The sequence below is a fragment of the Amycolatopsis pithecellobii genome (assembly GCF_009707865.1).
In the GTDB taxonomy this organism is placed as follows: Bacteria; Actinomycetota; Actinomycetes; order Mycobacteriales; family Pseudonocardiaceae; genus Amycolatopsis_E; species Amycolatopsis_E pithecellobii.
This window is the reverse complement of record NZ_WMBA01000033.1, coordinates 1-26079: the sequence shown is the minus strand read 5'-3', so window position 1 is coordinate 26079 and position 26079 is coordinate 1. Positions and strand designations below refer to the sequence as shown.

Below are 26079 nucleotides of genomic sequence, written 5' to 3'. Positions count from 1 at the left end.
TCAGGAAATCGGCGTGCCGTCAGCTTATTGTGAGAAAGGCCCTGAAATGCGGTCAGGGTTTCCGGTGGTGTCCAGCGGACGGGCGGAACGTCCGCTGGACACCACTCCACAGCCGGCGCGCCGGCCCCCTCCCCAGGTAGGCGGCGGCCAGCAGGATCAGAACGCACGCGGCCACGACCGGCCAGCCGAACGGTTGCGCCGCACCGGCCGGGTCCGGACCATCGGCCGCCGTGCGCACGGTGGTCACGATCAGCGCGGGTGGTGGCGGTGTCGCGGTACCGGATTTGGGTGGCGGAGCTTCCGGTGGTGGTGCGTCATCGGTTTCCGACGGGGGAACGCCGGTGGTCTCGGGCGAGGGGATCGCGGGCGGGGTGATCGCGGTGCCCGGCACGACGATCACCCCGCGCGTCCCGACGACGGTCGGCACCGAGGCGACGTCCGGTGGGCCCGACCGCACCGGTGCCTCGGTGGTGATGCCGCACGATTCGCTGAGCTGATTCCGCAGCGGGCCGGCCATAGTGCCGAGAACCGGGGCGAGCAGCGGCAGCCGGGTCAGCCGGGCGAGCACCGCGTCGGCGATCGCTGAACCCCCGGAATCCCCTGCGGGCAAGGAAATCGGCGGCTCCTGCGCCCAGGCGGAGCGGAACGCCGGGACGAGCAGACCGAGCGGGTCCAGCGGGGTAAGCAGGTCGATCACCGGTTGGACCACCGCCTCCGGGGCCAGCGCGACCGGCTGCCCCGCGGGCACCGTCGCGACGCAACTGGTCACCACCTCCGTTTCGGCTGCCTCGGCCGGAACCGAGGTGAAGACGAGCAAGGCCAGCGTGGCGGCAACCGCACAGCGGTGACGCATTCGCATGACGGCCCGCTTTCTTGGTTTCTTTTCAGGTGCCGTGGCGGCTCGTGTGCGACGCTTTTCCGGTCGCCGCGGGTCATGGTGGCACGGCTGATCACGAGTTGACCAGTCCATGTCGAATGAGCCTCGTCGATCACTGCCGAATTCGGTTCATCTTGGCGAAACATGACCTTTCGGCAGCGTGTTCGTGGAATGGGGTCGCCGGCTCCAGGGCATCGCGAACGAACGCCCGGTGGTGTCCGGATAATGCATCGAAAGTCAAATAGGTCACTCCCTCATTCGTGTGACGACAACCCTTCTGAACTGGGGAAATCTGGCCGAAGGACGATCTTGGTCCTGGGCTGTCTTTGCCCTCATGAATATGGGTGGATCACCGGCGAAAATTTATCGGCGGATCTTCTTGTAATGGGCCGTAAACAATCGCGTCATCCGCAGGTCACGCGGTTTGGGAGTATTAGCCGGACGTGGTTTCCGCCACCGCGATCTCCTGATCCGAAAAAACTCAAGAAAGGACAGATATGCGCGCACCGCATTTGCCGCGCATGGTCCGGCACGGCCTTTCCCGGCCACGCCGCCTCGCCGTGGCCGCCGCAGTCGGGGTCATGGCGACCCTGGCCTGCCAGCCGCTTGCTTTCGCCCACGTGTCGGTCAGCCCGGACACCGCCGAACCCGGCGAGCCCTCCATGCTGTCCTTCGGGGTCCCCAACGAACGCGACGACGCGACGACGACCCGGCTCGAGGTGACCTTTCCCGCCGATCATCCGCTGAGTTCCGTGACCCCGCAGAGCATGCCGGGCTGGCAGATCACCGTGCACAAGGAGCCGATGGACAAGCCGGCCGGCGCCGGTGACGAGATGGACAACCAGACCGTGTCGTCGATTGTGTGGGAGGGCGGCAGTATTCCCGCCGACACGTTCACGAACTTTACCGTCCGGATCGGAAAAATGCCCGACACCGGCCAACTTTCCTTCAAGGCACTGCAAACCTATTCCGACGGACAGGTCGTGCGCTGGATCGACCTCATGCAGCCGGGACAGCCCGAGCCGGAACATCCCGCGCCCACCGTCACGATCGCCAAGGCGGCCGCGCCAGCGGAGTCCACTTCGGACAGTGATCCGGTCGCGCGGATACTCGGTGGCGTAGGGATCGCCGCGGGCGTCGCGGCAGCCGGTGTGGCGTTCACCCGGCGCCGTGCGGCACCGGTGGACCAAGCCGTCCCGGAACGAGAGAAGGCGCGGTTGTAGGCGGCGGCCATGAAGCTGTTGTCCCGAATGGCCGCGCTGCTCGGTACGTTCCTCATCGCACTGCTCGGCATCGGCGGAACCGCCTCGGCGCATGCCGAACTGGTGGCCACCACACCGGGCAGTTTCGAGGTGCTCGCGGCCGCCCCGCACGAGGTTTCCCTGCGGTTCAGCGAATCCATCGACGTGTCGCTGGCTGAGGTGCGGCTGCTGGGCCCCGGTGGTGCACCGGTCGCCGGGGTCGGCAAGCCGGTACATCCGGCCGGCGGTACCGACACCATCGCGGCCACGCTGCCGGGCAACCTCGCCAACGGCACCTACACCGTGAGCTACCGCGTTGTCTCGGTCGACTCGCACCCCGTCGAGGGAGCGTTCGCGTTCAGCGTCGGCGAGGTGACCGGCGGAGTGGCCGCCGGCCAGGACCGCGCGGACGGCCTCACCACTGTCCTTTATGGAGTATTCAGATGGATCGCGTACGTCGGGCTTGCCTTGCTCGTCGGCACCGGGTTCTTCGTGACCGCGTGCTGGCCGGGCGGGGAGGCGGCGAGCGGGGCGCGCCGGTTGCTGTGGGCGGGCTGGGGAATCCTGACCGGTTCGACCGTGGTGACGTTCGTGCTCTACGGGCCATCGGCTGCCGGGAAACCGATCGGGGACCTGGCGGACCCCGCCTTGCTCGGCACGACTTTCGGCAGCCGGATCGGTCTGGTGCTCGTAACCAGGCTCGTGCTACTCGGGGTGCTCGCGGCCGTCCTTGTGTTGGGACGCAAGACGTTTCGCGGCTACGAGGAGGTGAATCTGCGGCGCCGCAGCGCGATCGTGCTCGGTGCGGGGCTCGCTTTGGTGGTGACGTGGAGCTTCGCCAACCACAGTGCGGCCGGGACGCAGGTGCTGCTGGCGCTTCCGGTCGACGCGATCCACCTGCTTGCGATGGCGGTGTGGCTCGGCGGGTTGCCGGTGCTGCTCGCGGTGCTGCTGCGCTCCGGCGACATCCCGGGCATGCGGATCGCGATTCCGCGGTTCTCCCGGATCGCGCTCGGCTGCGTGCTCGTGCTCGCGGCGAGCGGGACGTACCAAGCGTGGCGGGAGGTCGGCTCACCGGCCGCGCTGTTCGGCACCGGGTACGGGACGGTGCTGGCGGTCAAGTTGCTTCTGGTCGTCGTGGTGGTCGGGCTCGGTGCGTTCGCCCGCAACTGGGTGCACCGGCAGTACGGCGGCGAAATCGTCACCGTCTCGGACAAGCGGCGGGCGCGTCGCGGGCCGGAGAAACAGGAGATCGGCCGGTTCCGCCGGATGGTCACGGTCGAGGTCCTTGTGGCCGCGGCGATTCTCGGGGCCACGGCGGCACTGGTGGACGCGGAACCGGCCGCGGCCGAACTTGCCCGGGCTCGCGAGGAGGCCGCGATCCCGGCTCGCGTCGGTCCGGTGAACGTGGTGCTGCCCTTCGACGCCGGTGGTGGCCCGCAAGGCGTCGGGAAGCTCGCGGTGCTGGTCACGCCCGGCCGGGTGGGCCGCAACGAGGTGCATCTCGCCGTGCTCGATGCGAACCGCAGGCCGAAAAAGGTGGCCGAACTGCGTGCGGAGCTTCGCCTGCCGTCACGCGGAATCGGGCCGATTCCGGTGGCGGCGCAGTTGATCGGCGGTGACCACGCGATCGCGCAGAACGCGCCGATCGCAATCCCGGGGATGTGGGAGCTGGCGGTGACCGTCCGCACTTCGGAGATCGATCAAGCCGTCGTCCGGATTCCGGTCGGCGCCCGATGAGACCAGATGGGGTGGCAGTCGTGGATCTTCTTGTCCAGCAAGACCTTGGTGACAACGGCGCACGGAGCCTGCCGCCGAACGAGCTGGCGCAGCTTCGCCGGCGAGCCGTCGCGGCGGTCGAAGGCGGGATGCCGCAGACGCGGGTCGCGCAACTGTTCGGTGTGTCGCGGAAAGCCGTCGGTTGCTGGGTGCGCGCCTACCATTCGCGCGGCGAAGCGGCGTTCCAGCCACGGCCACGTGGGCGGCGAACCGGCGAATGCCTCGCGCTTTCCGAAGCGCAGCAGGAACAAGTGCTGGGTAGCTTGGCGACGGCGCCGGATGAGCTCGGGCTTCCGTGTCTGTTGTGGACACGGAAATCCGTCGCGCAGCTCGTCCGCCGCGAGTTCGGGATCACGCTTTCGGGTACGACGATCGACAAGTACCTGCTGCGGTGGCAGCTGAGCAACCGCGCCGGCGAGTGCCCGGCCGGGGCGTTCCTGATCACTTCGGCTCGGCTGAACCACGCGCTGGTGGCCGTCAACAACCGGGGCCTGCTGTATTTCCTGCTGGCGCGAGAGCCGTTCACCGCCACCGGCTTCACCGGGTTCTGTGCGCGGTTGCGGTTGCAGTCTTCTCGCCAGGTCCGCCTGATCGTCCAGCCGGGAGCATGACCGTGGCCGACTGTCTATCCACAGTGGACGAATTGAACGGAATCCCGTTGCTGGGGCCGGTGATTCAGCCACTGAGTTCCACAGTGGACAACACGATCGCGCCGGTGTGCGACCTCGTCGCGCCCACGCCACCTCCTGCCACCACCGCGCCTCCCACGACCGCACCCACTTCGCCCGCGCCGCCTGGTGCTCCGGCGAACCCCGACCCCAGCACGGCCGCGCCGGTGGTCGCGCCTTTCGCGGCGCCGCCGCTGCGGGAATCGAGCCTTCCCGGCAGCGGCGCGGTTTTCGGCTCCCGGCTTCCGGACGCGTTACCCGGTGGTGGCGCCCTGTTTCCGTTGACCGGGACCGGGGTGCCGGGGCAGGCCGCGGAGGTGGCTGCTCCCCAGCCGGCAGCCGTGGTTTCCGTTCCGCAGCAACCTGGTTCGGCCGCTGCATTGCCGGCAAGGCGGGACGACTTCTCCGCACCGGTGCTCGCGGCGGTGCTGGTGCTGGCCATCGTGAGCGCCGTGCTGGTGCGCAGGTGGTTTCTCGGCTCACCTACCGCCTGACCAGGCGGGAGGTGATTGGTGAAAACAATGAATGCAGAAAGGAAATTCATGCGCGCACAAGCTCCTCCGGGAGCGAGGCGATTCCGGCTGAAAGCGGTGCTGTCCATCGCCGTGATCACGGTCGGTGCCTCGTCGGTCGCCGCGCTGCCGGCGGCCGCGTTCCCGGTCGGGGTCGGCCCGGTGCCGATCACGTTCAACCTCAACGACAGCAACGGAAACTGGTTCGACTCGGGTATCGAACTGTTCGGTGGTAAGTCACTCGCCGTCGCGGAACTGCCCAGGCTGGGCACGTCCGCGCTCGACGGGGGGATCGTGCCGAGCATTCCGGACGGGAGCCTCGCGCTGCCCGATCCGGGGACGCTCGGGCTGCCCGGCCTCGGCAAGCTGCCCACCGGCGGTCTGCCCGGACTCGGTGGCCTGCCCGGACTCGGCGGTGGTCTACTGAACCCGGCTCAGGCTGGCAACATGCTCAACCTGAACCTGGTCGACCAGCTCACCGGTCTGGCGTCGGACCCGACAAAGGCGGCGCCCAGCCTGGGCTCGCTGGGTGGGGTGCTCGGCCAGGCGCTCGGCCTGGACAAGACGCTCGCGGCCGTCCAGTCTCTCGGCGCGAGCAAACCGGAAGCCAAGGCCGAGACGGTCAAGGCCGAAGGGCTGCTGAACCAGTTCGCACAACAGGTTTCGACCCTTCCGGTGGACGCGCCGATCAGTCTCGACAGCCTGCCGGTGGGACTGGACCTGCAGAAGACGCTGGACGACCTCAAGAAGTTCGCGGTCAAGGGTCCGGCGATCACGGCGAGTTTCAAGATCGCGCAGCCGAACAACGCTTCGCTGCACGACATCACGTCGCTGATCAGGCCGGAGGGCGCGCCCTTCTTCGAGCAGATGGGTGCTTTCGCCGGTGAGGACTCGACGCAGCTGACCGAGCCCGGCCTCTACGCGTGGACCTGCACGATCCACCCGTACATGCTGGGTGCCACGGTGGTGGACGATCCGCTCACCATCGGGCTCGACTTCGGCAAGAACCTCCAGGTGACCTCGCGGAACCTGACGGTGCCGTCGTCGGCGGACGTGATCCAGAACCTGGTGAAGATCTTCTTCACCGCCACCGTGCAGAACAACTGGCAGAAGTACAGCACCACCGAATCGTCGTCCTACAACCCGGTGTTCCCGCCGGCGCCGATCCTGCAGTACGACGCCGCGGGCAAGCCGGTGCTGATCCCGAACCTGGATGCGTACTACGACAAGAAGTTCGGTTTCCCGAAGACACTGGACAAACTGACGCCGCCGAAGACGCCGGGTGTCGGTGAGGTCTGGGTCGACACGCAGATGGAGGAGTACGCCGGCAAGAGCAAGGTCGGTGCGGCGACGAAGATCAACGTAGAGGACTGGACCATCGATCGAAAGATCTCCGGTTCCAGTATCAACATGAACAACCCGCACAACATGTGGACCGACCAGGACTACAAGTACCTCTACCAAACCCAGTGGTTCGACGACAAACTGTCCGTCTTCGACAGGTCGACGGGCCAGCACCTGCGCACCTTCCAAGTCGGACCGGATCCATCACACGTGATGACCCGGACCGATAACGACAAGGTCCAGGTGGCGATCAACGGCGGCACCGACGTCGTCGAACTCTCGCCAGGGGCAACGAAGATCGAACGGCGGCTACCCGTCGGTCCGGCCGATGCCCCACCGCAGCACCCCCACGCGTTCTGGCTGACCGCGGACGGCAAAACCACGCTGACCCCGAACGTCAACCCGTACGACGCGACGGTGCTGGACAACGAAACCGGGACCTGGCACAAGGAACCGACCGGTGAACTGCCGATCGCGACCGGCGCCATGTCCGACCAGTCGAAGTTCTACATGGCCGACTTCCTCGGCGCGGACATCGCGTGTGTCTCGCTCAAGGAGAACGCCTGCGTCAAGGACGGCAAGAAGGTCCATGACGCGCGCATCGACTTGTGGGGCAACTACGACCCGGTCAAGGGACGCACGAGCAGCACCGCTCCGTGGGGTGGCCTGACGATCCAGCTCCCGGTGAGCCCGGACGACAAGGCACTGCTGGCGGCGAACACCTACAGCGCCACGGTTTCGGTCATCGATCCCAAGACCGACAAGGTGATCAAGGATCTGCCGTGTAACGCCGGTTGCCACGGCATCAACTTCGGGGCCAAGAAGGGCGGCGGCTACTACGCCTACGTCTCCAACAAGTTCTCGAACGCGATGCAGGTGATCGACATCGACCCGAACAACGACGGCAACATCTCCGATGCCGCGGTCGTGGGTCAGCTGGTGGTCTCCTCGACGCCGAACACCAAGGTGGAGGGCACGATCACCGGTGCGAACGGGTTCGGCGGGCAGGGTGTGCTGCCGATTCCGCTGGTGTACAACGGCTGGTCCCAGAAGGTGCCGGCAGGCTGGCGGGAAAAGCTCACCCCCGCGCAGCTGAACCCGATCGGTTGAGCTGATTCCGCAACAGCTCAACTTCGGTAACGAACGGCACATTAACTGATCACCAATCCGCGGCCCGGGAGCAGCCAGCTCCGTGCTCCCGGGCCGCGGCCTCCCGGAAAGAACCCCGCCATGGCACGTCACGCCATCCGCATGCTCATCACCGTTCTCCTTGCCACGTCAGGGTTGCTGGCACTCGCCTCGCCCGCCGTGGCCCGAGTGTCCATTGTGCCCGGTGCGGTGAAGGGCGGTGACACGGAGACCTTCGCCTTCCGGTTCGCGAACGAGCGGACCGATGTCCGCAGCAACCGGCTCGTGCTGACCTTCCCGCAGGACACGCCCATCGCTTACGCCGAGGTCGCCGCCGTCCGCGGCTGGACGGCAAGGATCAACCCGCGCACGTTGAGCACCCCGATCCGGATCGGTGACCAGAACATCAGTCAGGTCGTCGGGTCCATCGTCTTCGAAGGCGGCTCCGTGGGGCCACGCCAGTTCGAACAGTTCAACGTCACGATGGGGCCGCTCCCTGGCAGTGGGAAGCTCGCGTTCGCCGTCGAACAGTCCTATGTGGATGGTCGAGTGGAGAGCTGGTCCGGGACGAGCGCCGCGGTCATCACCTTCACCGGCGGGGTCGCCGCGCCGGACGCACCGGTGAAAACCCTTGCCGCGAACGGCAATGTACCCGGCGACGCCGTCGCGGCGGAGCCGGCTGCACCGAGCGATTCCGGCGGTGGACTGCCGCCACTCGCGTTGCTGTGGGGCGTGCTGGGCCTGGCCATCATCGCCGTCGCGGTCGTCGGGATCCGGGCTCGGCTGCGGACTCGCACAACGAAGCCCGAAGTTTCGGAGGTGGTCTCGAAATGACGCTCACCCGGGAAAGGCCCAAGGCTCGCCTCGGCGGCAGGGTGCTCGCGATGGCACTGGTGGCGGCGGCCTGCTGGGCTGCGCTGCTGTCGCTCGCGTCGCCCGTTTCCGGTGACATACCACAGCTTCGGTCCAGCTCGCCCGGGGTCGGGTCCACCATCCGGCCCGACGACCTGGTGCTGACCTTCGACCGGCCGGTCAACGCAAGGCTGGCGACGGTGCGGTTGATGGATCCGTACCACCGCGAGTTCGATCCCGGTCGGCCGGCGCATTCCGGGGACCGCGCGGAGACGGTCATGGTTCCGTTGCCGAAGCAGAAATACGCGGGCACCTACACCGTCGCGTGGCGCGTTCCGGCCGGTTCACTCGCTGTCGCAAGTGGAACGTTGACGTTCGACCTGGCGTCACGCAGCCCCGTTCAGGAGGCGCCGAAGCTATCCGGCCCGGGTGTGCTGGAAACGGTGAGCTACTGGTTCAGCCAGGTCGCCGCCCTCGCCGCGACGGTTTTGCTGGTGGGCGCGGCGTTCTTCGTCGCGTTCGTCCGTCCGGCCAGTGCCTGGTCGACCCGGGTACGGCGGCTGGTCACCTACGGCTGGGTCGGCACGGTGGGATTCACGCTGGCTTCGTTGCTGTTGTTCGGGCCGTATGCCGCCAGGCTACCGGTGACCGACGCGCTGCGCGGACCCTTGCCGGCGGGCACCTTCTCGTCGTCGACCGGGGCGAACCTGTTGGCACGCCTGGCGATTCTTGGCTTCGGTGGGCTCGTGCTGGCGCAGTTCCTGACGAGCGAGGAACCACGAAACGACCGCGAGCGGTTGGCCAGGAGCGTGACGGTGCTCGGGTGCGCGGCCGCGCTCGCGGTCACGTGGACGTTGTGTGTGCCCGGCGCCCCGGACCTGCTTGTCGCGGCCACGGTCCCCCTCGCCGCGGTACTGGTGCTGGCCGGTGGGCTCGCGTTTTCCCTCCGGCGTAAGGGAGCTGGCGCCATGAGTGCCGCGGCCGGTGCGGTACTGCTTGCTGCCACGGCTTTTCCGCTCCTGAACGGTCTGCCACGGGACGCGGCGCCGCAGGCAGCACCGGCCCGATTGGACTTCGGCCTGGCCGGCCAGGCAGGTTACGGGTTCCTGGACGTCGCTGTCGCGCCCGCCAAGACGGGGGAGAACACCGTGCACCTGACGACGCTCGACACGCGTGACATCGCGACAGACGGTTCGACGGTCACGGCCGTGCTCAACCCGCCGGACCACGGCACACCGGTACCGGTTTCGTTGCACCGCGCGGGAACCGGGTACCAGACGGGATCGGTGACCATCCCGCGCCCGGGCCAGTGGGAGCTCGCACTCACCGTCGACTCCGGCGGTCAGCGCCAGGACATTTACGGCGTCGTCGATGTGCGGGACGCCCGATGACCCCCGAGACACCGAGCCCGGTGCCACGGACGGCACCGCCGCCACGCCGCCACGCGAGCGCGCCGAAACCCAAGGCAGGCTGGGCCATGGCGATGCGGCTGCTCGCCCGCCGCCTGCATTTCCTCGCCGGGATCATCGTCGCGCCGTTCCTTTTGTTGTCCTGCCTGACGGGGCTCGTGTACGCGTTCAGTCCGCAGATCCACGACGACCTGTACCAGTCACAGCTCTACGTCAGTCAGCCGCACGAAGGCGCGCCGCGCCCGGTGTCCGAACAGGTCACTGCGGCGCTCGCCGCGCATCCGGAAGGCGCCCTGCGGTCCGTCATCACACCGTCCACATCGGACCGCACGACCAGGGTCAACCTGGCGGTGCCCGGCCTGCGCGGAGCCGGCGACGAGGCACAGTCGCGAGCGGTGTTCGTCGATCCGTACACCAACTTCATCACCGGCGAGCTGACGACCGTCGGCGATCACTTACCTGCCAACACCTGGCTGCGTCAGCTGCACAGCGATCTCCAACTCGGTGAGCCCGGCCGGATCTATGCGGAATTGTCCGCGACCTGGCTGCCCCTCATCGTCGTCGGCGGGCTCGTGCTGTGGCTCGCCCAGCCGCGCCGGCGCAAGCGCGTCTCGACCAGACAGCTCTTGGTGCCTTCGACGCGCGGAGCCAAGGAAGGCTGGGGACGGCTGCGCGCGGTACACGGGCCGCTCGGGCTGTGGCTCGCACTCGGGCTGCTCGTCGTCAGCGTGACCGGGCTGACCATGTCGCAGTTCGCCGGGGGACGGGCCAGCCAGGCGACGGATCCCCTGCGGTTGCACGCACCGAGCCTCGTCGCGGCGCCGGTACCCGCCGCCGGTGAGCCGATCGGCATCGACCGGGTGCTGGACGTCGCCGGTGCGGAGGGGCTCGGCGGCGAGCTGCTCGTCACCGCGCCGTCCGGTGTCGGCCAGGTGTACACCGTCGCCGAACACTCCACCGGGTTGCCGGTCCACCGCGGCGCCGTGGCCATCGACCCGTACACGGCACACATCACCGAGCGGATCGGCTGGGGGGACTACTCGGTGGCCGCGAAGGTCACCACCTACGCCACCGAGTTCCACACCGGCACGCTTTTCGGGATGGCGAACCAGATCCTGGTCGCGGTGCTCGCGGCTGGGCTCGCCGTGCTGATCCTGCTCGGTTATCGCATGTGGTGGGTGAAGAATCCGTACAAGAGCAAGTGGACCGCGATACCACCGCCGGTGTGGCGGCAGCTGCCGAATCCGGTGCTGGCACTCGTGTTGCTCGTGGTCGCCGCGCTCGGCTGGCTGTTGCCGGTGTTCGGGGTGAGCCTACTGGTGTTCCTCGCCCTCGACGCGCTCATCACCAAGGCGAAACGGCGACGGGTCCCCGCACCGCGGGATGTGCCGCGTTAACCACGTATTACGAACTTCTCTCCGTCCGAAGGCTTTCGGTGACGATTCGTTTACCCGGAGATATTCGGCGTGAACAGGACAACCACCACCATTCAGGGCTTGGACATGGCCACTCGGGACGCCAGGAGTCTTTCGGCGGAAGCGCTGGAAGAGCTCCGTCGGCGCGCCGTCGCGGCCGTCGAGGCCGGGGTCACCCGATCCGAGGTCGCGCGGTTGTTCGGCGTATCAAGGAAAACTGTCGGGGCGTGGGTCGCCGCGTACCAGAAGGACGGTGACGAGGCCTTCCGCCCGAAGCGACGCGGCCGGCGGCCCGGCGAGCAGTTCGCGCTTTCCCCGGCACAGCAGGCGAACACAGTCAAGACCATTGTGGACGGTACGCCGGATCAGCACGGTATGCCGCACCGGCTGTGGACGCGGCAGGCGATCGCTGAGCTGGTCAACCGGGAGTTCGGCATCCTGCTCAGCCCGCCAACGGTGTCGCAGTACCTCATTCGCTGGGGACTGATCGAGGAACCGCGGTTGCTGGAGATGATGCGCGGCCGGGTCACTTCGGTGGTTCCGCGACAGCGCACGCCCGGCGTCGACGACGACTGGCTCGCCGACGCCGACGTCATGTGGCTGGCCTGGACGCGACCGCACCGGCCGCCGGACTCCCGGCGCGGTCCGGTGGCGAGCAAGCAGAACCTGATGACGGGGTTCCGCGACTACTTCGGTGATGTCAATGTCATGCTCGCGATGTCGAACCGTGGCATGGTGTTCTTCCAGGCGCGGCGCGGGCCGTTCGACACCGGCCAGGCCGCCGAGTTCGTGGAGCGGCTGATGGCGCAGCTCGGTCGCGGACTCAATATCGTCGTGTGTGCCTGGCCGTTGCCCCATTACGAAATACTTCACACCTGGCCGGAACGATATCCTGGCCGTATCGGGGTCAGATTTACGCTTGGCTAGCGCCGGCGATGGGAAGTATTTGCCCGCGGGGTTGGCGTCCCGGGGGGTGAGCACGCTATGGTGGGCGAGCGAATTCCCAGTCACCGCAAGGGGTTCACTGTTTCCGTCGAGCTTCGTGAGGTCGGCGATACCGGGAGTTGACATGCCGGCCACGCGGTTGTTCCCGTCGCCGATTTGACTACTTTCTTATGACTGTCAACGAATTCGACGTGCTGCTCGCGCGCAAGGACGTGATCGCTGACGACGTGGTGCGGCTGACGTTTCACCACCCCGACGGCGACGAGTTGCCGCGGTGGGAGCCTGGTGCGCATGTGGACCTGATGCTGGGAAATCTCGTGCGGCAATATTCGCTGTGCGGGGATCCCGGTGACCGCTCGGTACTGGAGGTCGCCGTCCTGCGTGAGCGGGACGGCCGGGGTGGTTCGGCCTTCGTGCACGACGGACTGCGAACCGGCGACCTGGTCCGGATCGGCGGGCCACGGAACCATTTCCCGCTCGTTCCGGCCGAGAGTTACCTGTTCATCGCGGGAGGCATCGGTATCACGCCGATCGTGCCGATGATCGCCGCCGCCGACGCGAGCCGCGCCGACTGGCAGCTCGTGTACGGCGGGCGGGCCCGGTCGTCGATGGCCTTCCACGAGGAGCTGAGCCAGAAGTACGGCGACCGGGTGTCGGTGCTGCCGCAGGACGAAACGGGGCTGCTCGACCTGGAATCGCTGTTCGACGAGGCATACGAAGACACCGCGGTCTACTGCTGTGGCCCGGAACCGCTGCTGCTCGCGGCCGAACGCGCGGTACCGGAGTGGCTCAGTCTGCACGTGGAACGCTTCGCCGCCAAGGAAAACAGCGGTGAGCGCACCGAGTTCGAAGTGGAGCTCGCCCGCTCCGGGATGACGCTCACGGTCCCCGCTGAGCAGTCGATCCTCGACACGGTCGAAGGCGCCGGTGTGCCCGTGCTGTCCTCGTGCCAGGGCGGGATCTGCGGGACGTGTGAGACGCCGGTGCTCGACGGCGTCCCGGATCACCGCGACTCGGTACTGTCCGAACAGGAGCAGGCCGCGAACGACACGATGATGATTTGCGTCTCCCGAGCCTGCGGCGAGAGGCTCGTTCTCGATCTGTAACGGTGGTTCGCCTGATCGGGTGATGGGGTGCGGCGCTTAGACTTCGCCCGATTCTAAGGAGCCGCCTTGACGATTCCGCTGGGCCGACCGACGGTCGGCGAACTCGAACTCGCCGCCGTCGCCGAGGTGTTCGCCTCGGGATGGCTGGCGGGTGCGGGGCCGGCCTGCCGGCGATTCGAGGAGCGCCTCGCGAAGTTCACCGGAACCGCGCACGCGCTCGCCACGAGCAATTGTGGTTCCGCCCTGTTCCTCGGGTTGCGCGTGCTCGGCGCGGGGCCGGGCGACGAGGTCATCGTCGCGGACTACACCTTCCCCGCAACCGGCCACGCGGTGCTGCAAACCGGCGCGACACCGGTGTTCGCGGACATCACGCCGGACTCGTTCTGCGCCGACCCGGCCGCGATCGAGGCCGCGATCAGTCCGCGCACGGTCGGGATCGTCGTCGTCGATCTCGCCGGGCAGCCTGGCGACTACGACGACTACCGTGCGATAGCCGATCGCCACGGACTGTGGTTGGTCGAGGACGCGGCGTGTGCGGCGGGCGCGACGTACCGCACCCGCCCCGCCGGCAGCCTCGCCGACCTCGCGGCCTTTTCCTTCCACGGCCGCAAAGGCATCACCGCCGGGGAAGGCGGGGCGCTCGTGTCGGACCACGTGGCACTCATCGAGCGTGCCCGCAAATTGCATTCCTACGGCATCGCACCCGCGTTCGGCCGCGCCGAGGACGTGCCGGTGTTCGACGAGCTGGGTTACAACTTCCGGCTGTCCGATGTGCAGGCCGCGATCCTGGACGTCCAGCTCGATCGGCTGCCGGGCCTGCTGGCCACGCGCCGGTCTGTTGCCAAGCGGTACACCGAGGCGTTCGCCGAACTCGACGCCGCACAGGTGCCGGCCACGTTGCCCGATCGCGAACATCCTTGGCAGAGCTACCTTCTGCTGCTCGCGCCGCGGGTCGACCGCGGCCGCGTCCTGCGTGAGCTGCGGGCGCGCGGAGTCCAGTGCACGTTCGGTACCTACGCCTCGCACCTGCAGCCGGTCTACGGCCGGCAGCGGCCACTACCGGTGTCGGCCGATGTTTTCCGCAGGCACCTGGCCATCCCGATGCACGCCGAACTGACCGACGAACAGGTGGACCGAGTGATCGACGCCGTCCGAGGAGCATTACGTGACTGAACCCAAGGTTTTCTTCACCGGGGGCGCGGGTTTCATTGCCGCACATACGATTCCGCTGTTGCTGGAGCGCGGCTACTCGGTGCGGATCTTCGACAACCTGACCCGCGGTGACCGGGCACGCGTGGACGAGTTCGTGGCGACCGGCCGGGTCGACCTTGTCGAGGCGGACGTGCGCTACGGCGGTGCGGTGCGGGAGGCGATCCGTGGCTGCACGCATGTCATCCACTTCGCGACCGTGTCGATCAACAAGTCCATTGCGGACCCACACGAGTCGATCGACATCAACATGACCGGCAACCACAACGTGTTCGCCGCCGCGGCGGCGGAAGGCGTGCAGCGGCTGGTGTTCGCGTCGTCGGCCTCGGTGTACGGAGAGCCGGAACGGCTGCCGATGCACGAGGACGATCCGCTGCATCCACTGACGCCGTACTGCATCAGCAAACGCGCGGGCGAGGACCTACTCGGGTTCTACCAGCGCCGGCACGGACTTTCGTGGCTGGCACTGCGATTCTTCAACGTGTACGGGCCGGGACAGAAGATCGAGGCGTACTACACGTCGGTGATCAACCATTTCATCCAGCGACTGCGCGCGGGCAAACCGCCGGTGATCGATGGGCGCGGCGAGCAGTCAATGGACTTCGTGCACGTCACCGATCTCGCGAAAGCCGTTGTGCTGGCACTGGAATCGAGCCGGGCGAACGTGCCGGTCAACATCGGCACCGGGATCGACACGTCCATCGCGACACTGGCGAAGATCCTCATCGACGCGGTCGGCGCCGACGTCGAGCCCGAGTTCAACCCGCGCGAAGTACTCGTCTCGCGGCGGGCCGCGGACATCAGCCGCGCCAGGGAGATTCTCGGCTGGTCGCCGAATATCCCGGTGGAGCAAGGGATGCGCCAACTCGTCGAGTCCTACGGCCGATAATGTTGCGGAATGGCCTGCGTGGCGGCGCGGGTGGCGGAACCTCAGGCAGCCCCTCGCTCCGGGATCGCCTCCTCATGTATGCCAATACACCACGTCGGCGCTGTCCTCGCGAGGAACTACCTGAGAACCCGCCGCGGCGCGAGCTGGCGGCCCACGGCTTCGAAAAAGAATCTGGTGGTATGCGCATCGTCGTCGTCAACAACTTCTTCCCGCCGCGGGTGGGCGGCAGTGCGCACATGGCCGCGGCGCTCGCGGGCGAGTACGCCGAGGCCGGGCATGACGTGCTCGTGCTGACCGCGGCGTACGGTTCAGCGCCGGCGGTGGAGGCGCGCGACGGGTACCGCGTCGTCCGGCTGCCCGCGGTGAAGATGCCGAAACTGGGCCTGTCGATCGACTTCGACCTCAGCTTCACCGCGTTCGTCCCGGGCAACCGGCGGCGGATCCGCCGGCTGCTGGACGATTTCCGTCCCGACGCCTTGCACCTGCACGGCCAGTTCTTCGACCTGTCGTGGCTCGCGGGCCGGTACGGACGACGGATCGGCGTGCCGATCTTGCTGACCGTCCACACGCTACTGGTCAGCGAAAACCCTTGGTATCGCACGATTTTCCGCGTACTCGATGGCGTGCTGGTGAAACCGGTGCTGCGCCGGATCGACCCGTACTACATCTTGCTCGACAAGCTCGGCGCCGACTACTGCGCGCGCCGCTACGGCACAGGGCCGGCGAACTCGGTGCACCTGCCGATCCCGATCGACACGGAGTTCTTCGACCGCGCGGAAATCTCGCCCCAGCACAAGGAAAACCCGTCGATCGTGTCACTCGGGCACGTCATCCCGCTGCGGAACCGGTTGCCCCTCATCGAGGCGCTGCCGTCGATCCTGGCGAAGCACCCGGACACGAAGGTGACGGTCGTCGGGCGCGTCTATCACGACGAGTTCCTGCGCCGCGCGGAGGAACTGGGCGTGCGGGACGCGATCATCGTCCGTGGCGCCGTGCCGCGTAACGAGGTTCCGTCGTACTTCGCCGCGGCGGATATCGTCACGCACGACCTCAACGGTGGTTGCGGAACCGCGTCGTTGGAGGCGATGCTGTCCGGTACCGCGACCATCGCCTCGGTCGCCGCGGACAACTACCCCGGCGTGAAGCTGCGCAACGGCGAGAATATCCTGCTCGTCCCGCCGGACGACGCAGCCGCGGTCGCGGCGGCCGTCATCGGGCTGCTCGACGATCCGGCGTGGCGCGCGGAGCTCGCGCGGCGGCAGAGTGCACTGGTGCGCGAGCACTTCGCGCTCGACGTCGTGGCCAAGCGACACCTGCGACTACTGGAGGCACTGTGTTCTTCGACGACGAGCGCAGCAACCGGCTGCGCCCGGAAATCCTGACCGAGCTGGTCGGCCAGTACCTCAACGACGCCGAGCGCGCCCGTTTTCTCGGTTTGCCAGCCACCACAAGGATTCGCGCGCGAGCGAAGATCATCAGCCCGGAGCATCTGCGGCTCGGCGAGCACTGCTGGATCGGTGAGGACGCCGTGCTCGACGCGAGCGGCGGGCTGAACATCGGCGAGCACACCAGCATCGGCGTCGGGGCGCTCGTGTTCACGCATTCCAGCTGGCTGGCGAACATGATGCTGGAGAACCACCCCGGCAGCGACCTGATCGAGCGCACCCCGGTCACCATCGGCAAGGGCTGCTTCATCGGCGGGCACGCGGTCATCATGCCCGGTGTCACCCTTGGCGATTTCGTCACCGTGCAGCCGAATTCCGTGGTGGCCAAGGATGTTCCCGAGCGTTGCCTCGTCGCCGGCAATCCGGCGCGTGTTTTCCAGCGCTACGACGAGGATTACATCAAGGCCGAGGCCGAACGCGTGCGCGCGGAGAACGCCAGGCGCCGCGAAATCACCATCACGCCATGGGGTTCCCCCGCTGGAGACTTCACCTGACGTCCAGCACCCGGGCGATGACCCGGTGCGCGGGAAGCACCGACGCGCGTTCGGCAGCCGCGTCCGCCTTGCCCGCCACCAGATCCAGGAAGTGCTCCAGCTGAGCCACCAACGGCTCGCACCCGGTGACCGGACAGGCCTCGACCGCCGACTGCCGCGTGACCAGGACCTCCTGCCGGACGAGGTCGACCTCGATCACGCGGTCCAGCTCCGAGATCGTCATCCTCCGCGTTTTCCGTTGCGCCACACGGGAAGCCGATACTGTGGCCATCCCGGTGGGGAAGGACATCGTGGCGTCCACAGTGTCCTCCGCGCCGGCCGCCGACAGCGGGTGGAAGTACCCGGCCGTCGAAGTGATCCTGGCCGGCTCACCGCCGAAAAACCGGATCGCCAGATCGACGTCGTGCACCAGCAGATCCCACGCGACACCGGTGCGGATCCGTGGCGCGTAGGGCCCGTGCCTGCGCGCGATCAGGTGCACCGGGTTTTGCACGAGACGCGTCGCGGCCAGCACTGCCGGGTTGAACCGCTCGACGAACCCGCACATCATGGGCACATCGAGGTTTTCCGACAGCTGAACGATTTCCCCGGCCGCGGCGAGGTCGCTGGCGGCCGGCTTTTCGAGCAGCAACGGCTTGCCCTGCTTGAGGATTTCCAATGCGAGCTCGTGGTGCGACTCCGTCGCGGAAGCGAGTACCACGGCGTCCACATCGGACAGTGAGTCCAGCGAGGGTGCCCACTTCGCGCCGAACTCGGCGGCGCACGCGAGGCCGGCCGTCGCCCGCGGCTCGATCACCCTTGCCAGCGAAGCACGTTCCGTCGCGGCGATCGTCCGCGCGTGCAACCGGCCCATCGTGCCGGTACCGACCAGTGCCAGCCTCATGCGCCGAGCGCCTCTCTGACCTCACGCACGACAGTGTCCACATCGGACTCCGTCAGCGCCGGATGTACCGGAAGGGAAAGCGCTTCCTGGCTCAGCCGGTGCGCCACCGGGAATTCCTGCGGGCGGACCGCCGGGATCTGCGGATGATCGCGGAAGCATTCGTGATCGAACACCAGCTTCGGGTAGTACACCCCGGTCCCGATTCCGCGTTCGGTCAGCTCCGAGATGAGTTCCTCGCGCGAAAGCATCGCGTGCGGCCCGATCAGCACCGTGTACTGATGCCAGACATGCGAACGGCCCGGCAACACGGCCGGGACGGCTAGGCCCGGCGCGCCGGCGAGCCCGGTGGACAACTGGCGCGCGTTGCGTTGCCTGATGGCGATCAGCCCGTCGAGCTTCGCCAGCTGCGGGATGCCGACCGCCGCGTGCAGTTCCGACATCCGGTAGTTGTGCCCGGCCGTTTCGTACGCGTACCGCGCGCGCATGCCTTGGTTACGCAGCAACCGCAGCCGGTCCGCCACCTCGTCGTCATCGCAGGTGATCATGCCGCCTTCGCCGGTGGTGACGTTCTTGGTGGCGTACAAGGAAAAGCAACCCAAACCGTACGATCCGGCCGGTTTGCCCTCTAAGGACGCGCCGACCGACTGGGCGGCATCCTCGACGATGCGCAGCCCGTGCTCGGCGGCCAGCGGCGCGAGCTTGCCCATGTCCGCCGGCTGCCCGTACAGGTGCACGGGCAACAGCACCTTCGTCCGCGGGCCGATCACCTCCGCGACCGCCTCCGGGTCGAGTGCGAAGTCCGTCCGCGACACGTCGGCGAACCGAACCGTCGCACCTGCCTCCAGTATCGCGTTGAGCGTGGCCACGAACGTGAACGGCGACGTGACCACTTCGTCGCCCGGCCGCAGCCCCAGCGCCTGCAACGACGCCACCAGCGCCGTCGTCCCGTTGTTCACCGCGACCGCGTGTGCCGTGCCCGCGACGCGCGCGAACGCCTCCTCGAACCGGGCGACCATCGGCCCCTGGGCGAGACTCCCCGAGCGCAGCACCTCGATCACGAGCGGCTCGGCGTCGCGGACGTCGACGACGGTGAGGGGAATCATCTGGCGAGTCCTCCGGTGTCGTTTACTAATCCGACCAAAAGTAGGCGGACCCTGAGCAATACGTAACCGTTGCCGCGCAAGCCGGATAGCCGTGACTGTGGTCGGATTAGTAACGAACGGCACAGTAGGTAGGGTGGCTGCCCGTGAATCGCATCCACCCGACCGCGGTGCTGGGGCCGGGTGTCGAGCTCGGGACCGCCAACGTCATCGGGCCGTACACGGTCGTCGCCGGGCCGACGGTCATCGGCGACGGCAACTGGATCGGCCCGCATGTCACCATCGGCACGCCGGCCGAGGACCGGGACGGCCCGCATCCGGCGTGGGACGACGATCCCACGGGCGCGGGCGTGCGCATCGGGCACCGCAACCGGATCCGGGAGTACGTCAGCGTGCATCAGGGCACGCGGCGTCCCACTGTGCTCGGCGACGACGGCTACTACCTGCGAGGAAGTCATGTCGCGCACGACTGCCTCATCGGGGACGGGGTGACGTTGGCCTCCAATGTCGTGCTGGGCGGGCATGTGCACGTCTGGTCGCGAGCCAACCTCGGGATGGGCTCGATCGTCCATCAGCAGGTGCGGATCGGACCGGGCGCCATGGTGGGCATGGGCGCGGCCGTCCGCCGCGAGGTCAGGGCTTTCACGATCGCAGTCGGCAACCCTGCCCGGGTCACCGGCCTCAACGTGGTCGGGCTGACTCGGCTAGGCCTCGACCAGGACACGATTGATCAGCTCGAACCGTGGCTCAAGGGCAAAACGCGACTTCCACCCGATGGGCTGATGTACGCGTTGCCCGCCGGGCTCTCTACTTTGGTGCGAGCGTGGGAAGAGCGGAAGGACTGAGACGTGGAGATCGAACAGCGCCTGCGAGGCGTTTTCGTGGCGGCGCTGGACCTCGACCAGGACGTGGACGTCCAGCGGCTCGAGTACCGCGGTACCGAGGAGTGGGATTCGGTCGGGCATATGACGCTCGTCGCCGCCATCGAGGACGAGTTCGACATCCAGCTGGACACCGACCAGGTGCTCGATCTCAGCAGTTTCAAGGTCGCGTTGGACCTGGTGACACAGTTACGCGGCTGAGGAGGCTGTCGGAGTGACGCTCATCGGTGACGGCGCCAGGCTCGTCGATGTGACTTCCGGTCGCACGCTGGAGCACGACGAGCTGGTCCGCGAGGTGAACCGGATCGTGGAAGCGCTTTCCGCGCTGCCCGAAGGCGTGTTGTTCGCCCGGGTGCCGATCGGGCTGACCGGTCTGCTGCGGTATCTCGGTGCGTTCGAAGCGCAACGCGCGGTCGCGCTCATCGATCCCGCGCTGGGGGCCGAGTCGCTGGGCAAACTGATCGTCCGATTCCAGCCGGGTGCCGTGCTCGGCGCGCCGGATGCGGCGCCGCCGGCGGGGTATCGCGCCGAGGGCGAGGATTGGGTACGGACGGCCACCGAGGGGGTGCGCCCGCATCCGGACCTGGCGGTCCTGCTGGCCACCAGTGGTTCCACCGGCGCCCCGCAGTTCGCCCGGCTGTCCCGCCGCGCGGTGCTGACCAACGCGCACGCGATCGCCGAGGTGCTGGGCATCGGGCCGGACGACGTGGCGCCGACGAGCCTGCCGCCGCACTACAGCTACGGGATGTCGGTGCTGAACTCGCACCTCGCGCACGGCGCGACGGTGGTGATCGAGCCGTCCGGGATCCTCGGCCGCCCCTTCTGGGATGCCGTGACCGGGAGCGGCTGTACCTCGATCGCCGCAGTTCCGTACCACTACGAGATGTTGCGGCGCCTGGATTTCGATCCGGCGCGTTACCCGCGGCTGCGCGCGCTCACCCAGGCGGGCGGGCGGCTGCGTCCCGACCTGGTCACGGAGTTCGACACCCGGATGCGGTCGGCGGGCGGTGGGCTGTACGTGATGTACGGGCAAACCGAGGCCGCCCCGAGGATGGCGACGATGCCCGCGGAACAGCTGGCGTACAAACCGGCTTCGGTCGGGCCGGCGATGCCCGGCGGCCAGTTCGGCATCCGGCAGAACGACGGCTCGGAAACCACGCATCCGAAGATCACCGGCGAGGTCATCTACCGCGGTCCCAACGTGATGATGGGGTACGCGGAGGACGCGGCGGGGCTCGCGCGCGGCGACGAGCTCGGCGGGGTGCTGCCGACCGGTGACCTCGGTTATCTCGACGAGGACGGGTACCTGTTCGTCACCGGCAGGCTCAAGCGCATCGGCAAGGTGTTCGGCAACCGGATCAACCTCGACGATCTCGAGCAGGCGGCCCGCACGATCGGCCTGGGCATCGACATCGTCGCCGCGATTCCGGCCGGGGACAAGGTCGTGTTGTTCGCTGAGGGCATCGCCAAGGACGTGAGCAAACAGGCTTCGCGCGCGCTCGGCGAGTTGCTGCACCTGCACGCGTCGGGTTTCGACGTGCGGCCGATCGACGTGGTGCCGTTGCTGGCGAGCGGAAAGATCGACTACCAGGCGCTGACGGAGCTGATATGAGCCTGGTCGCGGAACTCGCCGAGCTGACCGCGCATCATCGCGCGCGCTGCCCGGAGTACAACCGGATCCTGTCCGCACTCGGGACCGGCGAGTCGTTCACCTCGGTGGCGGACCTGCCCTGGTTGCCGGTGCGGTTGTTCAAAACCCATGCGCTGAAAAGCATTCCGGAGCACGAGGTGTTCCGGGTGCTGACGTCCTCGGGCACGACCGGCGCGCCTTCGCGGATCTTTCTCGACAAGGCGGCCGCCGCGGCGCAGCCCCGGCATCTCGCTTCGACGCTGCAACGGGTACTTGGCCCGTCGCGGCTGCCGATGTTGGTGGTGGACCGGAAAAGCATCATGCGCTCGTCGTCCGCGCGCGGTGCCGGAGTGCTCGGGATGGCGAACTTCGGGCGCAGGCACGTGTACCTGCTCGACGAATCAGAAAAGCCGGATGTCTCTGCGCTGCAACGGTTCCTGGCCGAACACGGCGGCGAGCCGTTCCTGGTCTTCGGGTTCACCTTCCTGGTGTGGCAGCATCTGTACGAGGTCGCGCGCGAGCATAGGCTCGATTTGTCGAACGGCATTCTGATCCACTCCGGCGGCTGGAAGAAACTCGCCGAGAAAGCCGTGGACAATACGGAGTTCCGGCGGCGCTTCGCTGAGGACACCGGGCTCCGGCGAATCCACAACTACTACGGCATGGTCGAGCAGATCGGCACGGTATTCCTCGAAGGACCGTCCGGCGATGGCTTGTACTGCCCGGAATTCGCGGACGTGGTGATCCGCGATCCGCGCACCTGGGCCGAGCAGCCGGTGGGTGTTCCCGGGGTGATCGAGGTGGTCAGCACGTTGCCGCGGTCGTATCCCGGGCATGTGCTGCTGACCGAGGATCTCGGGGTGTGCCACGGAATCGACGACGGTGACTGGCCGGGTAAGCGGTTTTCGGTATTGGGCCGTCTGCCGAAAGCGGAAGTTCGCGGCTGCTCGGACAGTGTCGCGGCATGACTGAGTTGACGGTGGGCGACGAACGCGTGGTCGCTTTCCTGGACCGCTTCGGGCGGCGGTTGCTGGCGCTCGGAAGACGGTATCCGGAGCTGGCGTCACTCGGCTTTTTCCTGCGGCGCGCGGAAACCGAGCGACAACTGTCCCGTTTGGACGGTATGCGCCGCCCGCGCGGTGTGGTGTTCCACGTGCCACCGGCCAATGTGGACACTGTGTTCGTCTATTCGTGGGCGCTGTCCGCACTCGCCGGGAACACCAACGTCGTACGGATCTCGCCGCGTGCGGGCGCCGCCGCGCGGGCGATTCTGGATGTGTGGCATGAGCTGGAAGAACCGGTCATCGCGCGGACCCAGCAGATGATCACCTACGACCGTGACGACGAGCTGACCGCGGAACTGTCGGCCGCCGCCGATCTGCGTGTGCTGTGGGGCGGCGACGATTCCGTCACCGCGTTGCGGAAGTTTCCCCTTGCGCCGCACGCCCGTGACCTGACGTTTCCCGATCGTTCTTCGTTCGCGATCGTGTCCGTCGCGGGCTGGCAGCGGGCTTCCGCACGGGAGCGGCGGGCGGCGGTGGAAGCTTTCTTCACCGACGCGTACTGGTTCGATCAGGCGGCCTGTTCCTCGCCACGCGGGGTTTTCTGGGTCGGCGACGGCGACCCCTCGGCGGAGTTCCGGGCGCTACTCGTGTCCGTCGCGCGAGAAAAAGGCCACGTCACTGATTCCGCGATGGCGGTACAGAAACGCGTTTCGACGTATGGCGCAGCCGCGGACGGTCGCGTCGAGAAGATCGTTTTCGACAGTGCTGCCGTGACGAGCCTCGAATCCCCGGACATCGTGCGAGACTGGCTTGGTGTGGGAGTTTTCACACATTCCCGGGTGAGCTCGCTCGCCGAACTCGTGCCGAAGGTGCGGCGCAAGGACCAGACCGTGACTCATTTCGGTTTCGGGTACGAGGAACTGGCCGAGTTCGCGGCGAGCGCAGGAGTGGACCGGATCGTCCCCTTTGGATCCGCGCTCAGGTTCTCCCCAGTGTGGGACGGTTACGATCTCCTTGCCGAGTTCACAAAACTGATCACCGTCACAGTCTGAGGCCGATGAAACCCAGAGCTCCCGATCCGACGGAAGGCGGGCCGACCGTGATCAACGGGAAGCCGACCCGCGCCGGTTTCGATCGCTACAGCGTGATCCGCTGGGTCGCTGTCATGCTCGTCGTCGGTTTCGCGGTGCGTGCGCTCGTCGCCAACTGGTCGGAGTTCTGGCGCACGCTGGCGGACATTCCGTGGTCGTCCTCGGGGCTGAGCCTGCTTGCGCTGGTGGCGAGCATTGGTGTGTCCACCTACGGCTGGCATGTCCTGATCGACGGACTCGGCCCGCCGGTCGGTTTCCGGCGAGGCGCGCGGATCAACCTCGTCGGCGCCCTCGGCAAGTACGTGCCGGGTTCGTTGTGGGCGTACCTGCTGCAAGCTGAGCTGGGCCGCAAGGCGGGGCTGTCACGAGCGCGGGTGTTCACGGGATCGTTCGTGCAGTTCGGCATCGGGCTGATCGCCGCGGCGCAGCTGGCAATGCTCGCCGGCCCACAATGGTGGTTGCTCGCCACGATCCCGGCTGTGGGTGTGTTGCATCCCCGGGTGCTGACATGGATCACCGCGCGAGCACTGAAACTGCTACGCCGCCCGCCGTTGGAACGGGCGTTCAGCGGGCTTCGCGTCGGCACGGCGTTCGGCGCCGCACTCGTCGCGTGGTCGCTGCAAGGTGTGCACCTGTGGCTGCTGACGGGTAGCGCCGGCCTACTGCCCTGCATCGGGGCGATGGCACTGGCGATGACCGCCGGTTCGGTCGCGTTCCTGTTGCCCAGCGGCGCCGGTGTGCGAGAGGCCGTACTGGTCGCGATGCTGACGGCGAACGGCATTTCCGCCGGCAAGGCCCTGGCGTTCGCCCTCGCCTCGCGCGTGATGTTCACCGTCGCAGACCTGCTCACGGCCCTAGCCGCAACCGGCGCACGATGGCGCTCCCGCCCAGGCGAGCCCCTCGCAGGAACGGCGCCCAGCCCGGGTTGAGGAGATCCGCCACGTCGACCAGCCCGGGGATGCGGCTGGTCCAGGTTGAGTGCTCAGTCCTGATTGATGGCTCCGTCCTGGTTGAGCGGTCCGGCTAGAGGCCCGGCCCGGCAACTTGACTGGACCGGCCAGGTTGAGCCGTCGGGCCAGGTTGAGCGATCCTGGCTGGGCGGCGCGGCACGTGCGCGGGTCGACTAGGTGCGCGGGGCAGAGCTTGACTGGACCGGCCAACATGCGCGGGCCGGCCAACTTGCGCAGTCCGGCCAACTTGCGCGGGCCGGCCAACTTGCGCAGTCCGGCCGAATACGCCCCGGGGCCAATGCTGCAATGGTGGGGAACCCACCGTGGCCGAGGTTGCCCCAACGGATGTTCAGCCGCACCACTCGGTGCTCTCTGTCGATAGAGCCGCTTTGAGTTGAGATCACTGCCCTCAGTCGGAATCATCGCTCCCGGAACGCATCCGCGCTCCGAGTTGAGATCATTGCTCTCGATGAGAGTCACCGCTCTCGGTCGTAATCACCGCTGCCGGTAGGGACCGTTGCTCTCTGTGGGAATCGGCGCTCTCGGTCGTAATCACCGCCGCTGGTACGGACCGGTGCTCACACTGGGAATCGGGGCTCTACATCGATATCGCCGCTCGCGGGCGAGATCACTGCTCTCGGTGAGGAGCGCTGCGCTGGATCGAAGTCATCGCTCTCGGTGGGGATCGCCGCTCTACGCGGAGGCCGACGCTTACGTGGGGACCGCCCCACTGCGTGGGCTCGGCGCTTTGCGTTGGATCGCAGCGCTGCGTCGGGGTCGTCGCTCTCGGTTGAGCTCGCCGCACTGGGTGGGATTGCCGGTCTCGATTAGGGGCATCGCTCTGTGCGGGGGTCGTCGCTCTGTGTCGAGAGCACCGCTCTCGGCCGGGATCGTCGCTCTTCTTCGGGAGCGCCGCGCTGAATCGGGATCATCGCTCGTGGTCGATGTGCCGGCTGCGCGGCCGACCGTGACCGACCCGCGCCCAACTGGCGCGAAAGACCCACGCGACCAACCCGCGCCACCCCACACTCCACGGCGGCCACCTACGGACCCCAAGCCCGGACCGCAGGCTCGGAACCGAAGCCGGAACCGAAGCCGGAATCGCAGGCTCGGAACCGAAGCCGGAATCGCAGGCTCGGAACCGAAGCCGGAATCGCAGGCTCGGAACCGAAGCCGGAATCGCAGGCTCGGAACCGAAGCCGGAATCGCAGGCTCGGAACCGAAGCC

General features: G+C 67.5%; 23 protein-coding genes. 20 read left to right on the top strand and 3 right to left on the bottom strand.

What is annotated here, in order from left to right; all coding sequences use genetic code 11:
* Positions 1-52: 52 nt before the first annotated feature.
* The gene (locus tag GKO32_RS20575; RefSeq protein ID WP_154758517.1) at positions 53-859 is read right to left on the bottom strand and encodes a hypothetical protein; all 807 of its coding nucleotides are present in this window, start codon (positions 857-859) and stop codon (positions 53-55) included.
* A 515-nt stretch (positions 860-1374) separates the two neighbouring features.
* On the opposite strand from GKO32_RS20575, the gene GKO32_RS20570 reads away from it, so the two are divergent.
* The 14 genes from GKO32_RS20570 to GKO32_RS20505 all read left to right on the top strand — a co-directional run bounded on the left by GKO32_RS20570 (position 1375) and on the right by GKO32_RS20505 (position 17313).
* A complete protein-coding gene (locus GKO32_RS20570; RefSeq protein ID WP_246244194.1) occupies positions 1375-2100 on the top strand; it encodes a YcnI family copper-binding membrane protein in 726 nt (241 codons plus the stop codon).
* A 9-nt stretch (positions 2101-2109) separates the two neighbouring features.
* A complete protein-coding gene (locus tag GKO32_RS20565) occupies positions 2110-3858 on the top strand; it encodes a copper resistance CopC/CopD family protein (RefSeq protein ID WP_154758516.1) in 1749 nt (582 codons plus the stop codon).
* A gap of 20 nt (positions 3859-3878) precedes the next feature.
* On the top strand, positions 3879-4508 hold the full coding sequence (locus GKO32_RS20560) for a helix-turn-helix domain-containing protein (protein ID WP_312868219.1): 630 nt from the start codon (positions 3879-3881) through the stop codon (positions 4506-4508).
* Positions 4509-4510: 2 nt separating this feature from the next.
* Positions 4511-5059, top strand: a complete 549-nt coding sequence (locus GKO32_RS20555) for a hypothetical protein (RefSeq protein ID WP_154758514.1) — start codon at positions 4511-4513, stop codon at positions 5057-5059.
* 48 nt (positions 5060-5107) lie between these two features.
* Positions 5108-7531 carry a YncE family protein gene (locus GKO32_RS20550; protein ID WP_154758513.1) on the top strand — a complete coding sequence of 808 codons (2424 nt, stop codon included), beginning with the start codon at positions 5108-5110 and terminating at the stop codon, positions 7529-7531.
* Positions 7532-7651: 120 nt separating this feature from the next.
* Positions 7652-8383, top strand: a complete 732-nt coding sequence (locus GKO32_RS20545) for a DUF1775 domain-containing protein (protein ID WP_154758512.1) — start codon at positions 7652-7654, stop codon at positions 8381-8383.
* Positions 8380-9792: a copper resistance CopC family protein gene (locus GKO32_RS20540; RefSeq protein ID WP_154758511.1), complete on the top strand. Its 1413-nt coding sequence runs from the start codon at positions 8380-8382 to the stop codon at positions 9790-9792. The genes GKO32_RS20545 and GKO32_RS20540 overlap by 4 nt, the downstream gene beginning before the upstream one ends.
* Positions 9789-11207 (top strand): PepSY-associated TM helix domain-containing protein, encoded by a 1419-nt coding sequence (locus tag GKO32_RS20535; RefSeq protein ID WP_154758510.1) that lies wholly within the window; start codon positions 9789-9791, stop codon positions 11205-11207. The genes GKO32_RS20540 and GKO32_RS20535 overlap by 4 nt, the downstream gene beginning before the upstream one ends.
* A gap of 69 nt (positions 11208-11276) precedes the next feature.
* Positions 11277-12152: a helix-turn-helix domain-containing protein gene (locus tag GKO32_RS20530; protein WP_312868218.1), complete on the top strand. Its 876-nt coding sequence runs from the start codon at positions 11277-11279 to the stop codon at positions 12150-12152.
* A 188-nt stretch (positions 12153-12340) separates the two neighbouring features.
* Positions 12341-13276 carry a PDR/VanB family oxidoreductase gene (locus tag GKO32_RS20525; protein WP_154758509.1) on the top strand — a complete coding sequence of 312 codons (936 nt, stop codon included), beginning with the start codon at positions 12341-12343 and terminating at the stop codon, positions 13274-13276.
* A 72-nt stretch (positions 13277-13348) separates the two neighbouring features.
* On the top strand, positions 13349-14449 hold the full coding sequence (locus tag GKO32_RS20520; protein ID WP_312868247.1) for a DegT/DnrJ/EryC1/StrS family aminotransferase: 1101 nt from the start codon (positions 13349-13351) through the stop codon (positions 14447-14449).
* Positions 14442-15374 carry an NAD-dependent epimerase/dehydratase family protein gene (locus tag GKO32_RS20515; protein WP_312868217.1) on the top strand — a complete coding sequence of 311 codons (933 nt, stop codon included), beginning with the start codon at positions 14442-14444 and terminating at the stop codon, positions 15372-15374. The genes GKO32_RS20520 and GKO32_RS20515 overlap by 8 nt, the downstream gene beginning before the upstream one ends.
* A 179-nt stretch (positions 15375-15553) precedes the next feature.
* Positions 15554-16756: a glycosyltransferase family 4 protein gene (locus tag GKO32_RS20510; protein ID WP_154758507.1), complete on the top strand. Its 1203-nt coding sequence runs from the start codon at positions 15554-15556 to the stop codon at positions 16754-16756.
* Positions 16708-17313, top strand: a complete 606-nt coding sequence (locus GKO32_RS20505; protein ID WP_312868216.1) for an acyltransferase — start codon at positions 16708-16710, stop codon at positions 17311-17313. The genes GKO32_RS20510 and GKO32_RS20505 overlap by 49 nt, the downstream gene beginning before the upstream one ends.
* Here the strand turns inward: GKO32_RS20505 and GKO32_RS20500 are convergent.
* Both GKO32_RS20500 and GKO32_RS20495 read right to left on the bottom strand, forming a co-directional pair.
* Complete coding sequence (locus GKO32_RS20500) at positions 17306-18196, bottom strand: Gfo/Idh/MocA family protein (protein WP_154758506.1); 891 nt, start codon at positions 18194-18196, stop codon at positions 17306-17308. The genes GKO32_RS20505 and GKO32_RS20500 overlap by 8 nt on opposite strands.
* Positions 18193-19299: a DegT/DnrJ/EryC1/StrS family aminotransferase gene (locus GKO32_RS20495; protein ID WP_154758505.1), complete on the bottom strand. Its 1107-nt coding sequence runs from the start codon at positions 19297-19299 to the stop codon at positions 18193-18195. Before GKO32_RS20495 ends, GKO32_RS20500 begins: the two co-directional genes overlap by 4 nt.
* A 137-nt stretch (positions 19300-19436) precedes the next feature.
* Here GKO32_RS20495 and GKO32_RS20490 point away from each other — a divergent pair, with 137 nt between their 5' ends.
* The 6 genes from GKO32_RS20490 to GKO32_RS20465 are packed head-to-tail and all read left to right on the top strand — an operon-like array spanning position 19437 to position 24831.
* Entirely contained in the window at positions 19437-20141 is a 705-nt protein-coding gene (locus tag GKO32_RS20490; RefSeq protein ID WP_154758504.1) for a UDP-N-acetylglucosamine acyltransferase, read from the top strand.
* 3 nt (positions 20142-20144) lie between these two features.
* Complete coding sequence (locus GKO32_RS20485; RefSeq protein ID WP_312868214.1) at positions 20145-20378, top strand: acyl carrier protein; 234 nt, start codon at positions 20145-20147, stop codon at positions 20376-20378.
* Positions 20379-20391: 13 nt separating this feature from the next.
* The gene (locus tag GKO32_RS20480) at positions 20392-21789 is read left to right on the top strand and encodes an AMP-binding protein (RefSeq protein ID WP_312868213.1); all 1398 of its coding nucleotides are present in this window, start codon (positions 20392-20394) and stop codon (positions 21787-21789) included.
* A complete protein-coding gene (locus tag GKO32_RS20475) occupies positions 21786-22775 on the top strand; it encodes a LuxE/PaaK family acyltransferase (RefSeq protein WP_154758503.1) in 990 nt (329 codons plus the stop codon). The genes GKO32_RS20480 and GKO32_RS20475 overlap by 4 nt, the downstream gene beginning before the upstream one ends.
* Entirely contained in the window at positions 22772-23863 is a 1092-nt protein-coding gene (locus tag GKO32_RS20470; protein ID WP_154758502.1) for an acyl-CoA reductase, read from the top strand. The genes GKO32_RS20475 and GKO32_RS20470 overlap by 4 nt, the downstream gene beginning before the upstream one ends.
* A gap of 5 nt (positions 23864-23868) precedes the next feature.
* Complete coding sequence (locus GKO32_RS20465) at positions 23869-24831, top strand: lysylphosphatidylglycerol synthase transmembrane domain-containing protein (protein WP_154758501.1); 963 nt, start codon at positions 23869-23871, stop codon at positions 24829-24831.
* Positions 24832-26079: the final 1248 nt, after the last annotated feature.

Coding starts and splice junctions, on each gene's coding strand:
- GKO32_RS20575 (WP_154758517.1), bottom strand. CDS start 859: ATGCGAATGCGTCACCGCTGTGCGGTTGCCGCCACGCTGGCCTTGCTC.
- GKO32_RS20570 (WP_246244194.1), top strand. CDS start 1,375: ATGCGCGCACCGCATTTGCCGCGCATGGTCCGGCACGGCCTTTCCCGG.
- GKO32_RS20565 (WP_154758516.1), top strand. CDS start 2,110: ATGAAGCTGTTGTCCCGAATGGCCGCGCTGCTCGGTACGTTCCTCATC.
- GKO32_RS20550 (WP_154758513.1), top strand. CDS start 5,108: ATGCGCGCACAAGCTCCTCCGGGAGCGAGGCGATTCCGGCTGAAAGCG.
- GKO32_RS20545 (WP_154758512.1), top strand. CDS start 7,652: ATGGCACGTCACGCCATCCGCATGCTCATCACCGTTCTCCTTGCCACG.
- GKO32_RS20540 (WP_154758511.1), top strand. CDS start 8,380: ATGACGCTCACCCGGGAAAGGCCCAAGGCTCGCCTCGGCGGCAGGGTG.
- GKO32_RS20535 (WP_154758510.1), top strand. CDS start 9,789: ATGACCCCCGAGACACCGAGCCCGGTGCCACGGACGGCACCGCCGCCA.
- GKO32_RS20525 (WP_154758509.1), top strand. CDS start 12,341: ATGACTGTCAACGAATTCGACGTGCTGCTCGCGCGCAAGGACGTGATC.
- GKO32_RS20510 (WP_154758507.1), top strand. CDS start 15,554: ATGCGCATCGTCGTCGTCAACAACTTCTTCCCGCCGCGGGTGGGCGGC.
- GKO32_RS20500 (WP_154758506.1), bottom strand. CDS start 18,196: ATGAGGCTGGCACTGGTCGGTACCGGCACGATGGGCCGGTTGCACGCG.
- GKO32_RS20495 (WP_154758505.1), bottom strand. CDS start 19,299: ATGATTCCCCTCACCGTCGTCGACGTCCGCGACGCCGAGCCGCTCGTG.
- GKO32_RS20475 (WP_154758503.1), top strand. CDS start 21,786: ATGAGCCTGGTCGCGGAACTCGCCGAGCTGACCGCGCATCATCGCGCG.
- GKO32_RS20470 (WP_154758502.1), top strand. CDS start 22,772: ATGACTGAGTTGACGGTGGGCGACGAACGCGTGGTCGCTTTCCTGGAC.
- GKO32_RS20465 (WP_154758501.1), top strand. CDS start 23,869: ATGAAACCCAGAGCTCCCGATCCGACGGAAGGCGGGCCGACCGTGATC.